This window comes from Micromonospora sp. CPCC 205558, from assembly GCF_036902955.1.
GTDB lineage: Bacteria > Actinomycetota > Actinomycetes > Mycobacteriales > Micromonosporaceae > Micromonospora.
In genome coordinates this window covers 236,826-250,639 of the sequence record NZ_JBAKHR010000008.1, presented here as the reverse complement: position 1 = coordinate 250,639, position 13,814 = coordinate 236,826, and the positions used below count along the sequence as shown (strand labels likewise).

At 72.1% G+C, this 13,814-nt stretch carries 11 protein-coding genes; 4 read left to right on the top strand and 7 right to left on the bottom strand.

The annotated features are described in order from the left end of the window. Positions 1-47 precede the first annotated feature (47 nt). A complete protein-coding gene (locus V6U86_RS12270) occupies positions 48-1,421 on the top strand; it encodes an MFS transporter (protein ID WP_334502292.1) in 1,374 nt (457 codons plus the stop codon). Positions 1,422-1,546: 125 nt separating this feature from the next. Further along, positions 1,547-1,975: a globin gene (locus V6U86_RS12265; protein ID WP_124859707.1), complete on the top strand. Its 429-nt coding sequence runs from the start codon at positions 1,547-1,549 to the stop codon at positions 1,973-1,975. A gap of 21 nt (positions 1,976-1,996) precedes the next feature. Here the strand turns inward: V6U86_RS12265 and V6U86_RS12260 are convergent, their stop codons facing one another. From V6U86_RS12260 to ettA, 4 genes are all read right to left on the bottom strand, one after another. Further along, entirely contained in the window at positions 1,997-2,581 is a 585-nt protein-coding gene (locus tag V6U86_RS12260) for a YbjN domain-containing protein (protein ID WP_334502148.1), read from the bottom strand. Positions 2,582-2,712: 131 nt separating this feature from the next. Further along, a complete protein-coding gene (locus tag V6U86_RS12255; RefSeq protein ID WP_334502146.1) occupies positions 2,713-3,456 on the bottom strand; it encodes a hypothetical protein in 744 nt (247 codons plus the stop codon). Continuing rightward, a complete protein-coding gene (locus V6U86_RS12250) occupies positions 3,453-3,899 on the bottom strand; it encodes an acyl-CoA thioesterase (RefSeq protein WP_334502144.1) in 447 nt (148 codons plus the stop codon). Before V6U86_RS12250 ends, V6U86_RS12255 begins: the two co-directional genes overlap by 4 nt. A gap of 12 nt (positions 3,900-3,911) precedes the next feature. Next, positions 3,912-5,588: an energy-dependent translational throttle protein EttA gene (gene ettA / locus V6U86_RS12245; protein WP_334502287.1), complete on the bottom strand. Its 1,677-nt coding sequence runs from the start codon at positions 5,586-5,588 to the stop codon at positions 3,912-3,914. Positions 5,589-5,942: 354 nt separating this feature from the next. On the opposite strand from ettA, the gene V6U86_RS12240 reads away from it, so the two are divergent. Beyond that, positions 5,943-7,343: an alpha,alpha-trehalose-phosphate synthase (UDP-forming) gene (locus tag V6U86_RS12240; protein WP_030333449.1), complete on the top strand. Its 1,401-nt coding sequence runs from the start codon at positions 5,943-5,945 to the stop codon at positions 7,341-7,343. 41 nt (positions 7,344-7,384) lie between these two features. Further along, on the top strand, positions 7,385-9,946 hold the full coding sequence (gene otsB, locus V6U86_RS12235) for a trehalose-phosphatase (protein ID WP_334502285.1): 2,562 nt from the start codon (positions 7,385-7,387) through the stop codon (positions 9,944-9,946). Positions 9,947-10,156: 210 nt separating this feature from the next. Here the strand turns inward: otsB and cobA are convergent, their stop codons facing one another. From cobA to cobC, 3 genes are read right to left on the bottom strand one after another with little or no spacing between them, the layout of a single operon-like run. Continuing rightward, complete coding sequence (gene cobA, locus V6U86_RS12230; RefSeq protein WP_334502140.1) at positions 10,157-11,524, bottom strand: uroporphyrinogen-III C-methyltransferase; 1,368 nt, start codon at positions 11,522-11,524, stop codon at positions 10,157-10,159. Between the two features lie 40 nt (positions 11,525-11,564). After that, on the bottom strand, positions 11,565-12,728 hold the full coding sequence (locus V6U86_RS12225; protein WP_334502283.1) for a nicotinate-nucleotide--dimethylbenzimidazole phosphoribosyltransferase: 1,164 nt from the start codon (positions 12,726-12,728) through the stop codon (positions 11,565-11,567). After that, complete coding sequence (cobC, locus tag V6U86_RS12220; RefSeq protein ID WP_334502138.1) at positions 12,728-13,813, bottom strand: Rv2231c family pyridoxal phosphate-dependent protein CobC; 1,086 nt, start codon at positions 13,811-13,813, stop codon at positions 12,728-12,730. The genes V6U86_RS12225 and cobC overlap by 1 nt, the downstream gene beginning before the upstream one ends. Position 13,814 lies beyond the last annotated feature (1 nt).

Sequence of the window (13,814 nt, the reverse complement as noted above, 5' to 3'; positions counted from 1 at the left end):
GACGAGAGCTTCCGGCCGTGCTGCCACGAGCGGCCAAGCCGGGGCCGATGGAGGCGACGGTGCCTAACGAGCGACCTTCCGCGGAAGGCCCCGCCACGTTTCGTGAAGTGTTCTCCCAGCGCGAGTTCCGGGCTGTGTTCGTGGCCGGTGCTCTCTCCTGGGTCGGCGACTATGTCGCGAAGGCCGCCGTCACCCTGCTGGTCTTTCAACAGACCCGGTCCGTCGCGCTCTCCGCGGCCGCCTTCGCGGTCAGCTTCCTGCCGTGGCTGCTCGGCGGTCCGGTGCTCGCCGCACTCGCGGAGCGGTACCCGTACCGACGGGTGATGGTGGCGTGCGACCTCATCCGAATGGCGCTGATGCTGCTCATCGCCATTCCCGGCCTGCCGTACCAGGCGGTGCTGGTGCTCATCTTCGCCGCCACGTTGGCCAACCCACCGAGCCAGGCGGCGAAGTCCGCGCTGATGCCGCAGTTGCTCACCGGGGACCAACTGGTGCTGGGGCTGTCGCTGAACAGCAGCATCGGACAGGCCGCCCAGGTCGTGGGGTACGCCCTCGGCGCCGCTGTCGCCGCGATCAACCCGGAGGTGGCGCTGGTGTTCAACGCGGCCACGTTCGGTCTCTCGGCGCTGCTGCTGCGTCTGGGTGTGCGCGACCGCCCGGCGGTGATGAGCCCGGCCCACCGCAGCCACCTGCTGCGGGAGACTCGCGAGGGGTTCGGCATCGTGTTCCGCACACCGGTGCTCCGGGCCATCGCGGTGCTGGTGTTCAGCGCGATGCTCTTCTCTATCGTTCCCGAGGGGCTGGCCGCGGCCTGGGCCCACGACGAGAGCCGCGGCGCCGTGAGCGCGGGCACCGCACAGGCAGCGATCATGGTGGCGAACCCGATCGGCTTCATCCTCGGTGGGTTGCTGGTGAGTCGCCTGTTCGGGCCGACTCGCCGGCTGAAGCTGATGCGGCCGCTCGCGGTGCTCGCCCCCTTGATGCTCGTACCGGTCCTCCTCGACCCCCCGCCGATGGTGGTCGCGCTGCTCGCCGCGCTCTGCGGGTTCGCGGTCGCCGGCATGATGCCGATGGCCAACGGGTTGTTCGTCCAGGCGCTGCCGAACGGGTTCCGGGCCCGCGCCTTCGGCGTGATGGCCACCGGTGTGCAGGTCATCCAGGGTTTCGCGGTGCTGATCACCGGGGTGCTCGCTGACCGGTTCCCCATCCCGATCGTGGTCGGCCTGTGGAGCGCAGCCGGGGTGGTGCTCATGGTGGTGTCCACGCTGCGCTGGCCGGACCGGCAGACGGTGGACGACGCGATCACTGCCGCCACGAGGGCCAACGCCGAGCCGCCTGAGGGCCCGGCCGGTGACCGCACTGGGGAAGGCACCGCCGACCCGCACAGCGGTGACGGCCACCGCCGGCACGCGGTCACCTGACCCGTCGAGCCGACGTCGCCACGAGCGGGCCGGGTGCCCGACATTCGGGGGCATCGACCCCGGCGTGATCCGACGCACGCCGGGCGGGTCGGTTCGGCAGGGGGCGCACCTGGCAGGATGGAACGGTGACTTCCGCAGGTGAATCCGACCGTCCCGGTGCGTCGATGACCCTCTTCGAAGCGGTCGGCGGCGAACCCACCTTCCGTAAGCTGGTCGACGAGTTCTACGCCGGTGTCGCCACCGATCCCCTGCTGCGCCCCATGTACCCGGAGGAGGACCTGGGCCCGGCCGCAGACCGGATGACCCTGTTCCTGATGCAGTACTGGGGCGGGCCGAACACGTACTCCGCCCAGCGCGGGCACCCACGGCTGCGGATGCGGCACGCGCCGTTTCGGATCGGCGCGGCCGAACGGGACGCCTGGCTGCGGAACATGCGTCGTGCCGTGGATCGGCTCGACCTTGAACCGGAGATCGCCGGCACACTCTGGGACTACCTGGAGCGGGCCGCGTACTTCATGGTCAACGTCGAGGACGACCCGGCCAACGGCGGCTGACCGGCCCGGTCAGCCGCACCGTCAGAGCAGCGCGCCCTCGTCGTGCAGCCAGTCCACGAAGCTGGTGGCGACCGCCGCGCCGCAGTCGAGCATCTCGACCAACAGCGCGTCGTGGGTGCCGGCGCCGAGTGGCACCTGAAGCTCGGCGTAGATCGGCAACTGGCCGCGCTCGGTCGGGTCACCGATGTACGCCTTGCAGAAGCGGCGGGTGTGGTTCCACTCGTTGACCACCCGGTACGCCCGGTCGGCCCAGTCCGGCGGGACCGTGGCGTGCGGACGTGCCCGCATGACCAGGATCTCGTCCTCGGGGCCTTCGAGGGTGACCAGCACGGCGTGCCGCTCCCACATCGCCAGCAGGTTGCCGTCGCCATCGGCCAGATAGCGCACGTCGAGTAGATCGAGTGCGTCACAGACCCGGCCCAGACTCACCGCCTCGACGGTGGCGGGCATCTCGGTCAGCACTGGCCGCTCGTTGGACGGGCAGTCGTCCCCCGGCTGGCGAGGGCTGGGCGGCCCGATCCGGACCGCACTGTCGACTGTGATCCCGCTTCGGGTTTCCGGATCGCCGCCGTCGGCGGGACCAGGGCGCCATGACCACCACGGCATCGCTCGCGCACCTCACTCCCCAGCGGATCCAGCCGCCTACGGTGCGTTGGATCCGAGGATGGACGGTACCCGGACAGCCGGGTTGAAGCACCCCCCCAACGACCGCCCATGACCAGAAGAATGAGCCGGGGTCATCCGTTCGGACGAGTGTTCAGGGGTGTCACGGCAAGATCCGTGGCCTTCTGCAACCAAGCCGCTCCGTGCGGTCCCACCAGGCCGACCCAACGACCGGCCACCCGCACCTGAACGGTGTTCCCGCCCTCGCCGGCCGGCGAACCGTCGGCGGCGCCGAGGAAGCCCATCCGGACCACCCCCTGCACCAGCCGCTGCGGCACCTCGACCGGCGCGGCGGGCGGCCCGTCCGGGGTGATCAGCACCGCCACGTGGTCGAGCAACGCGTCACGCAGGGCCCGCTGGCCCACGGCACGGCCGGCGACGCCCTCCTCGCTCGCCGTCCGCAGGGTGCCCGCCGCCGCGTCCGCGATCCGTCGCAACTCGGCGACGGGCAACGCCTCCACCTGACGGCTCCGCGTCGGCGGCAACGGCCACCGCCACTGGGCGTCCCGCCGGGCCGGCAGGGCAGCGCCGCCGTGCTCCAGCTCGGCGAGCAGCTCCGCAGCGGCCACCGTGACGTCCTCGGCGGCACCGTCGGCCGGCCCACCGGCAACCGTGCGGACCACCAGAACCTGCCACGGCAGCCGGGCCCACAGCGCGACCCGGCCGGGTGCGCCGGCCGGCCGCAGCCGGACCGGCGCGGCCGGGTCCAACCGGACCAGCCGGGCCAGGAAGGCACCCGCGTCGGCCACCCCGGCAACACCGTGGGTGGACGCCGACGCCGCCACCCGGCCCGGCTCAGCGGTGCCCGGCCGGGTCACCCCACACCGCCCTGCGGCGCGTACGTGAGCAGGAAGTCCCGTTCCTCGGTGGTGATCCGCCGGGGCACCTGGCGGGTCAGGTCGAACGGCACCAGCACGGAGCGGGCCCGGCTGGCCAACACCTCGCCGTCGTACAGCTCGTAGGCGACCGTGAACCGGGAAGCCCGGATCTCCTCCACCCACAGCTCGATCCGTACGGTGGGTGCCGCCTCCGCGGTGGCCCGGCCGAGCGCGTAGTCGACCGGGCGCAGGTAGTCGACCTCGTGCCGGCGGATCACCACCCCGTCGGCGAACGACCCGACCCCCCAGGCCCGGCCGCCGGCGAACATCAACGCGACCCGCGCCTCCTCGTACAGGGTGAGGAAGCGCGAGTTGTTGACGTGGCCGTACGCGTCCAGGTCGGACCAGCGCAGGGTGCAGTGGTAGATGAAGCGATCAGACACCGTCTCGGCCGGTCAGTCGCGGGTCAGCTTGCGGTAGGTCACCCGATGCGGCCGGGCGGCCTCAGCGCCGAGGCGGTCGATCTTGTTCTTCTCGTACGCCTCGAAGTTGCCCTCGAACCAGAACCACTTGGCCGGGTCCTGGTCGTCGCCCTCCCAGGCCAGGATGTGCGTGGCGACGCGGTCCAGGAACATCCGGTCGTGCGAGATGACCACGGCGCAACCGGGGAACTCCAGCAGCGCGTTCTCCAGGCTGGACAGCGTCTCCACGTCCAGGTCGTTCGTCGGCTCGTCGAGCAGGATGACGTTGCCACCGATCTTCAGGGTCAGCGCCAGGTTGAGCCGGTTGCGCTCGCCGCCGGAGAGCACCTTCGTCGGCTTCTGCTGGTCCGGGCCCTTGAAGCCGAACGCGGCGATGTACGCCCGCGACGGCATCTCGACCTTGCCCACCATCAGGTAGTCCAGTCCGTCGGAGACGACCTCCCAGACGGTCTTGTCGCCGTTGAGGCCCTCCCGGTTCTGGTCGACGTACGACAGCGAGACCGTCTCGCCGACCCGGACCGACCCGCTGGTCGGCTGCTCCAGCCCGACGATGGTCTTGAACAGCGTGGTCTTGCCGACGCCGTTGGGGCCGATGATGCCGACGATGCCGTTGCGCGGCAGCGAGAACGACAGGTTGTCGATCAGCAGCCGGTCACCGAAGCCCTTGCTGAGGTTCTGTGCCTCGATCACCGTGCTGCCCAGCCGCGGGCCCGGCGGGATCTGGATCTCCTCGAAGTCCAGTTTGCGGGTCTTCTCCGCCTCGCTGGCCATCTCGTCGTACCGGTCCAGGCGGGCCTTGGACTTGGTCTGCCGGGCCTTGGCGTTGGAGCGGACCCAGTCCAACTCCTCGGTGAGGCGCTTCTTCATCTTGGCGTCGCGGCGGCCCTCGACGGCCAGCCGGGCGGCCTTCTTCTCCAGGTAGGTGGAGTAGTTGCCCTCGTACCCGATCGCCCGGCCGCGGTCCAACTCCAGGATCCAGCCGGCCACGTTGTCGAGGAAGTACCGGTCGTGGGTGATCGCCATGACGGTGCCGGCGTACTTCGCCAGGTGCTGCTCCAGCCAGGAGACGCTCTCCGCGTCCAGGTGGTTGGTGGGCTCGTCGAGCAGCAGCAGGTCGGGCGCCTCCAGCAGCAGCTTGCAGAGCGCGACCCGGCGACGCTCTCCACCGGAGAGCTGGGTCACGTCGGCGTCCGGCGGCGGGCAGCGCAGCGCGTCCATCGCCAGTTCGAGCTTGGAGTCGACGTCCCAGGCGTCGAGGTGGTCGAGCTCTTCCTGGAGCTTGCCCATCTCCTCCATCAACTCGTCGGAGTAGTCGGTCGCCATCTGCTCGGCGATCTTGTTGAACCGCTCCAGCTTGGCCTTGGTCTCGGCGACCGCCTCCTCGACGTTGCCGAGCACGGTCTTGGCCTCGTTGAGCGGGGGCTCCTGGGCGAGCATGCCGACGGTGTAGCCGGGCATGAGTCGGGCCTCGCCGTTGCTCGGCTTGTCCAGCCCTGCCATGATCTTGAGGAGGCTGGACTTACCGGCACCGTTGGGGCCGAGCACACCGATCTTGGCCCCCGGCAGGAAGCTCAACGTGACGTTGTCGAGCACGACCTTGTCGCCGTGCGCCTTGCGCGCCTTTTCCAGGACGTAGATGTACTGGGCCACGGTGCGGGCTACCTCCGTCGGTTGCTGTCGCATGATCGGCGGCGCGGCGCGGGCTCGGACCTCCACCCGCCGCCGCCGGCCGGGAAGCCGGCCGCGCGCACGCCACCGTCAATCCTGACAGGTACGGCGCGCTTCGCCCACATCACCCCGCCCCAGGAGTACGCGGACACGCCGCGTCGCCCCACCCTGGTGTCACCATCGACCCCTCGGCCCGGCACGGCTGTTGACAAGATCACCTTTAGGATTCGGGCAAACAGACGCGGGTAGGAGACTCCGGCACGGGGCACCAGACGCCGCAGCTACGCTCAGTACGCTCATCGCGGTGGACCCGTCAGCACCCGGAGGTGGCCGATCGTGACCGTCCGTAGCTCCTTTGTCGTAGTGGCGAACCGTCTGCCGGTCGACGAGGTGAGCACACCCGAGGGCCGGCAGTGGCGACGCAGCCCTGGCGGGCTGGTCACCGCGCTGCATCCCGTACTCGCCGAACACAAGGGCACCTGGGTCGGCTGGGCCGGTGGCACCGGCGCGGCCCCCGAGCCGTTCGACCTGGAGGGGATCCGGCTGCACCCGGTCCCGCTCAGCGCCGAAGAGCTGGAGCGCTACTACGAGGGCCAGTCCAACGCGACGATCTGGCCGCTCTACCACGACGCGGTGGAGACGCCTGCCTACAAGCGCCGATGGCGGGAGGCGTACCGCCTGGTCAACGCCCGGTTCGCGGAGGCCGCTGCCGACGTGGCGGCCGAGGGCGCGACGGTCTGGGTGCAGGACTACCAGCTCCAGTTGGTGCCGGCGATGCTCCGCGAGCTCCGCCCGGACCTGCGGATCGGGTTCTTCCTGCACATCCCGTTCCCGCCGATCGAGCTGTTCATGCAGATGCCGTTCCGCACCGAGATCCTGCGCGGTCTGCTCGGCGCCGACCTGGTCGGCTTCCAGCAGCGGCTGGCCGCGCAGAACTTCGTCCGGCTGGCCCGGCACCTGCTCGGGCTGCGCTACGAGGGGCAGATGATCCAGGTCGACGGTCGGCAGGTGAAGGCGGGCGCCTTCCCCATCTCGATCGACACCCAGGAGATGGAGCGGATGGCCGCCGACCCGGCGATCCAGGCCCGGGCCAAGCAGATTCGGGCTGAGCTGGGCGACCCGAAGACGATAATCCTGGGCGTGGACCGACTGGATTACACCAAGGGCATCGAGTTGCGGCTCAAGGCCTTCCGGGAGCTGCTGGCTGACGGAAAGTTGACAGTTCCCGACGCGGTCATGGTTCAGGTCGCCACACCCAGCCGTGAGCGCGTGGAGCACTACCAGGCACTACGGGTCAAGGTGGAGCGCGAGGTCGGTCGGATCAACGGCGAGTTCGGCCGGGTCGGCGTGCCGGCGGTCCATTACCTCCATCAGTCGTACAGTCGCAGTGAGCTGGCCGCGATGTACGTTGCTGCCGACGTGATGATGGTGACCCCGCTGCGAGACGGAATGAACCTCGTGGCAAAGGAATACGTAGCATCACGTGCCGACCAGGGTGGCGCACTCGTACTCAGTGAGTTCGCCGGTGCCGCCACCGAGCTTCGCCAGGCATTTTTGTGTAACCCGCACGACCCGGACGCGGTCAAGGACGCCCTCCTCCGGGCAGTGCACGTGGAGAAAACCGAGGCACGCCGCCGGATGCGGACAATGCAACGTCACCTGCGTACCCACGACGTGGGCCACTGGGCCAAGTCTTTCCTCTCGGAGCTCGGAGTTCCCGAGGCGGAGGCCGAGTGAACACGTCCGTCAACGATGGGGCGGCAATCGCCACCGGGGTCATGGACCCTGAGTTGCGCTCCGCCATCGGCCGGATCGCCCGGGTCCCCCAGCTCCTGGTCGCCTGCGACTACGACGGCACGCTCGCGCCGATCGTGGAGGATCCGAGCACGGCCGTCCCGCTGCCCGAGTCGGTGGCCGCGGTCCGCGCGCTCGCCGCGCTGCCACAGACCACCGTGGCGGTGGTTTCCGGTCGGGCGCTGCGCGACCTGGCCGCACTCTCCCGGCTGCCCAGCGAGGTGCACCTGGTCGGCAGCCACGGCTCCGAGTTCGACATCGGCTTCGTCGAGCGGCTCTCCCCCGAGCTGGTCGCGGTCCGCACCCAGGTCCGCAACGCGCTGCGGGAGATCGCCGCCGAGCATCCGGGCATCCGGCTGGAACGCAAACCGGCCAGCGTCGCCATGCACACCCGGGGAATCGACCCGCAGGTGGCGGCCTCGGCCATCGAGGCGGTGCTCAACGGTCCGGCCACCTTCGACGGCGTAACGGTGACCCAGGGCAAGGAGGTCATCGAACTCTCCGTGGTGGCCACCCACAAGGGCACGGCTGTCGACCAACTCCGGACCCAGCTCGCCGCCAGCGCGGTGCTGTTCATCGGCGACGACATCACCGACGAGAACGCCTTCGGCAACCTGCACGGCCCCGACCTCGGCATCAAGATCGGCCCCGGCGACACCCAGGCCAACTACCGGGTGGCCGACCCGTTGGAGGCCGCGCGGGCACTGGCGCTGCTGCTGGAGACCCGGCGGCACTGGCTGTTCGGCGAGCGGGCGGTGCCGATCGAACGGCACTCCATGCTGGCCAACGGTCGTACCGTCGCTCTGCTCACCCCCGAGGCCAAGGTGAGCTGGCTCTGCCACCCCAAGCCGGATTCGGCGGCGATCTTCGCTGACCTGGTCGGTGGCAGCCCGGCCGGCCACTTCAGCATCATCCCGGAACGCGGCGGCATCCCGTTGGGCCAGCGCTACCGCTCCGGCACGATGACCGTGGAGACGCGCTGGTCCGGGCTCACCGTCACCGACTGGCTGGACAAGCCGGCCCGGGAGACCACCCCGGACGGCCCGGCCGTCGTCACCGGTGACTCGACACTGGTCCGGGTGCTGACCGGCGGCGGCAAGGCCAAGGTGGAATTCGCCCCGAGGCCGGAGTTCGGCCAGGTGGCCGTCCAGTTGCAGCCGCTCGGCGACGGCCTGCTGGTGCTCGGCTCCAACGAGCCGGTCGCGCTCTACTCCCCCGGCGTGCAGTGGGAGGTCGGCAACGACGGCGGGTACGAGACCGCCAAGGCGGTCGTCGACCTCTCCGCCGCCGGCGGGCAGGTCGTGCTGGAACTGCGCTTCGGCACGCACAGCCTGGAGCACCACCGGGTGCCGATCCACGAGCGGCAGGCCGCCGCCGAGCAGCCGTGGAAGGACTGGGTGGCCTCGCTGCGGCTGCCGTCCACCGCCCGTGACCTGGTCGCGCGCAGCGCCCTCACCCTGCGCGGGCTCTGCCACGAAGCGACCGGCTCGATCCTGGCGGCGGCGACCACCTCGCTCCCCGAGGAGTTGGGCGGCGTCCGCAACTGGGACTACCGCTACTGCTGGCTACGCGACGCCGCGCTGACCGCCCGTGCGCTCGTCGACCTGGGCTCCGTCGAGGAGGCCGAGGCGCTGCTGCGCTGGGTGGACGGCTGCATCGAGCGCACCGGCGGGCACCCGGAGCGCCTGCACCCGCTCTACACCATCGACGGCTACGAGCTGGGCGCCGAGGCGGTGATCGACACGCTGCCCGGGTACGCCGGCTCCCGGCCGGTCCGGGTCGGCAACCTCGCCAACCACCAGTTGCAGCTGGACGTCTTCGGCCCGATCGCCGACCTGATCGCGGCCGTCGCCGACGCCCGCGGCTCGGTCCGCGACGACGAGTGGCGGGTCCTGGAGAACATGGTCGAGGCGGTCCGCCGCCGTTGGCACGAGCCCGACCACGGCATCTGGGAGGCCCGACTGCCACCCCGGCACCACGTCTTCTCCAAGGTGATGTGCTGGATGACAGTCGACCGCGCACTGCACGTGATGCGCGAGCACGGTGGCGAGGACCGGCCCGAGTGGAAGGACCTGCGCGACCGGATCGGCGCCAACGTGCTGGAGCACGGCTGGCACTCGGACGTCGAGGCGTACAGCGTCGCGTACGGGGACGAGGACATGGACGCCTCGTCGCTCTGGATCGGCCTCTCCGGCCTGCTCCCGGGCGACGACCCGCGCTTCCTCTCCACCGTCCTGCGGATCGAGGCGGACCTGCGCAGCGGCCCGGTCGTCTACCGCTACCACTGGGACGACGGCCTGCCCGGCCGTGAGGGCGGCTTCCACATCTGCACGGCGTGGTTGATCGAGGCGTACCTGCGCACCGGCCGCCGCACCGATGCCGAGGAACTGTTCGCGCAGATGGTGCTGACCGCCGGCCCGACCGGGCTGCTCCCCGAGCAGTACGACCCGCTCGCCGAGCGCGGCCTGGGCAACCACCCGCAGGCGTACAGCCACCTCGGGCTGATCCGCTGCGCACTGCTGCTGGACAACATGCTCAAGCAGTAGCCGACAGCACGTACGACAGGGCCGGAGCGCTGCCGCTCCGGCCCTGTCGTCTGTCCGCCCGCCCGGGGCCCCTGCACCGGCCGCCTGCACCGGCCGCAGCTGGCACCGGCGCCCCTTGCACCGGCCGCAGCTGGCAATCTTGGACACTTTCCGTTACGCGCTAACGGAAAGTGTCCAAGATCTACGGCTGACTGTGCCGTTCATCGGCTCTCAGACGTCGAGCGTGTTCACCACGTCGCCCAGCACGACTACCGCGGGCGGGCGGAGGTCGGCGGCGAGCGCGTCGGCGGCGACCGCGCCGAGGGTGGACCGCAGCACCCGCTGGGTGCCCGTGGTGGCCTCCTGGACGACGGCGGCCGGGGTCTGCGGCGACCGGCCGTGCGCGATCAGGGTGGCCGTGATGGCGGCGAGGTTCTTCAACCCCATCAGGACCACCAGGGTGCCGCGGAGGCCGGCGAGGGCGTCCCAGCGCACCAGCGAGGCCGGCGAGTCGGGTGCCAGGTGCCCGGAGACCACTGTGAACTCGTGCGCCACCCCCCGGTGGGTGACCGGGATGCCGGCCGCAGCGGGGGCGGCGATCGAGCTGGTCACCCCCGGCACCACGGTGACCGGCACACCGGCCGCCGCGCAGGCCAGCAACTCCTCACCGCCGCGGCCAAAGACGTACGGGTCACCGCCCTTGAGCCGGACCACGACCGCACCGGCCAGGGCACGGTCGACCAGGATCTGGTTGATCTCCTCCTGGGCCCGAGACGGGCCGTAGGGGATCTTCGAGGCGTCCACCAGCTCGACGTCCGGGCGCAGCTCGTCCAGGAGCAGGCCGGGCACCAGCCGGTCGGCGACGACCACGTCGGCCTCGGTGAGCAGCCGCCAGCCCTTCACGGTGATCAGCTCCGGGTCTCCCGGCCCCGCCCCGACCAGCGCCACCCGTCCGGTCCGCCGCCCGCCGGCCATCGCGGTCGTGCCGGTCGACGCGGCAGTCCCGGTCGTCACGGTCGTGCCGGTCGGAGCAGCAGTCCCGGTCCACGCGGCAGTCCCGGTCGTCGCGGTCGGGCCGGTCGATGCGGTCGGCCCGGTCGAGGCGTCGGGCCGGCGGTGCGTCGGCACGGTTCCGTCCGGGGCCAGGCGGACCGCGAGCAGGTCGCGGATCGCATCGCGGACGGTCATCGCGCGGCGGGGGTCGCCGCCGCCGAGCACCGCCACGGTGACCGGGCCGTGCCGGGTCACCGCCGGGGTCCAGGCGGTGGCGGCCGTCCGGTCGTCGGCCCGGACGCAGAAGATCCGCCGCTCGGCGGCGACGGCGCTGACCGAAGCCGCCGCCATCGGGTCGTCGATCGCCACCTGGACCAGCCACGCGCCGTCCAGGTCCTCGGGCACGAACCAGCGCGCAACCCAGTGCAGCCGGCCCGCGTCAACCCGGGCGCGCAGGGCCGGGGTCAGCTCCGGGGCCACCAGCAGGACGTCCGCACCGGCGTCCAGCAACGCGGGCACACGCCGGGTGGCGACCGCGCCGCCACCCACGACGACCACTCGCCGCCCGTCGAGCCGCAGACCGAGGGGGTACGGATTGGAGGTCACGCCGCACCACCAGGGCGCGCGGCTCGTTCGGTGCGCGTGGTCACTTCTCGGACACCCCGGCGGAGTCGAAGGTGGCCACCTCGTGCAGCACCCGGACCGCGCCGGTGACCACCGGCAACGCCAGCAGCGCGCCGGTGCCCTCACCGAGGCGCAGCCCCAGGTCGATCAGCGGGTCGAGGCCGAGGTGGCGCAGTGCCACCGTGGCACCGGGCTCGGCCGAGCGGTGACCGGCGACCATGGCGTCGACCGCCGCCGGGGCGAACGCGGCGGCGGCGAGCGCGGCCGAGACCGCGATCACGCCGTCCAGCAGCACCGGCGTACGGCGGGCCGCGGCCCCCAGGATCAGCCCGGCCAGGGCGGCGTGCTCCAGGCCGCCGACGGCGGCCAGCACCCCCAGCGGGTCGGCCGGGTCGGGGGTGTGCCGGGCCAGCGCGGCCCGCACCACTGCCACCTTGTGCGCGTACGTCGGGTCGTCGACCCCGGTGCCCCGGCCGGTGGCGTCGAGCGGATCGGCGCCGGTGAACGCGGCGATCAGCATGGCTGCCGGGGTGGTGTTGCCGATGCCCATGTCCCCGGTGAGCAGGATCCCGGCGCCGGCGTCGATCAGCTCGTCGGCGATCCGGATGCCGGTCTGCACCGCCGCCAGCGCCTCGTCCCGGGTGAGCGCGGCGGTCACCGCGAGGTCGCGGGTGCCCCGGCGAACCGACGCGACGACCAGCCGGGGCACGGTCGGGTCGAGCACGGCCGGGCCAGGGACCGCCGGGTCGAGCACAGCAGCGTCGGACACAGCCGCATCGGACACGGCCGGGTCGGACACGGCCGCATCGGGCACACCCGGGTCGACGGGCAGCGGGGTGGCCACGCCGACGTCGACCACGGTGACCGATGCGCCGGCCTGTCGGGCGAACGCGTTGACCACCGCCCCGCCGGCCAGGAAGTTGCCGATCATCTGCGCGGTGACCTCCTGCGGCCAGGGGCTCACCCCCTGGGCGTGCACGCCGTGGTCGCCGGCGAAGATCGCCACTGCGGCCGGCTCGGGCAGCGGTGGTGGGCAGGCCCCGGCCAGGCCGGCGAGGCGTACCGAAAGCTCCTCCAGCGCGCCCAGCGAGCCCGCCGGCTTGGTCAGCCGGCCGTGCAGCTCCCGGGCGGCGGCCATGGCCGTCTCGTCCGCCGGGCGGATCGCCGCGATCGTGGTCTCCAGCATCATGCCTCCATGGTCTCGCGCAGCACCTCGATGAACGCATCGGTGGTGTTTCGGTCGCGTACCGCCACCCGCAGCCAGTCCGGGCCGAGCCCGGGGAAGGTGTCGCCTCGGCGCACCGCCCAGCCGCGCTCACGCAGTGCGGCCCGGATCGCTGTCGCGCCCGGCAGGTGCAGCAGCACGAACGCGCTGGCGGGAGTGCCGACGACGCGTACACCGGGCAGGTCGGTGAGGCGCGCGACCAGGTGGTCGCGGTCGGCGGCGAGGTCGGCGGCGATCGCGCGTTCGGCCTGGACCGCGACGGCGCTGGCGCAGGCCGACGCGGCCGCCAGCGCGGGCGTGGAGACGGCCCAGAGCGGCTGGACGGCGGCCAGCCGGGACAGCAGCTCCGCAGCGCCGAGCAGGTAGCCGATCCGGAGGCCGGCCAGGCCCCACGTCTTGGTGAGGCTGCGCACCACGAGCAGTCCGGGCAGGTCGCGGCGTTCGGCCAGCGACTCCGGTTCGCCGGGGTGCCCGGGGGCGATCGTGGTGTCGGCGAATGCCTCGTCGACCACCAGCACCCGGCCGGGGCGGGCCAGCGCGGCCACCGTCTGGGCGGGGTGCAGCACCGAGGTCGGGTTCGTCGGGTTGCCGATCATCACGAGGTCGGCGTCGGCGGGCACCCGGGACGGGTCGAGTCGGAAGTCGTCGGCGGCGTCGAGCAGCACCCGCTCGACCGGGTGCCCGGCGGCCCGCAGCGCCGCCTCCGGCTCGGTGAACTGGGGGTGCACCACCACGGGGCGGCGAACGCCGCGCAGCGCCTGGGCGATCAGCACGAAGCCCTCGGCGGCGCCCGCGGTGAGCAGCACCTCGTTCGGGTGACGGCGGTGTCGGGCGGCGACCGCCGCCCGGGCCGGCGCCGGGTCCGGATAACGCGCCAGCTCGGTGAGGGTCGCGGCGATCGGGTTGGCAAGCCAGGCGGGAGGCGGCCCGCGCCGGACGTTGACGGCGAGGTCGATCAGACCGGCGGTGGCCTCCGCGTCCCCGTGGTGCGCGAGGTCCGGCTCGGCCCCGGTGGGTGGGGCGACCGTGCTCGACTGATCAGACATG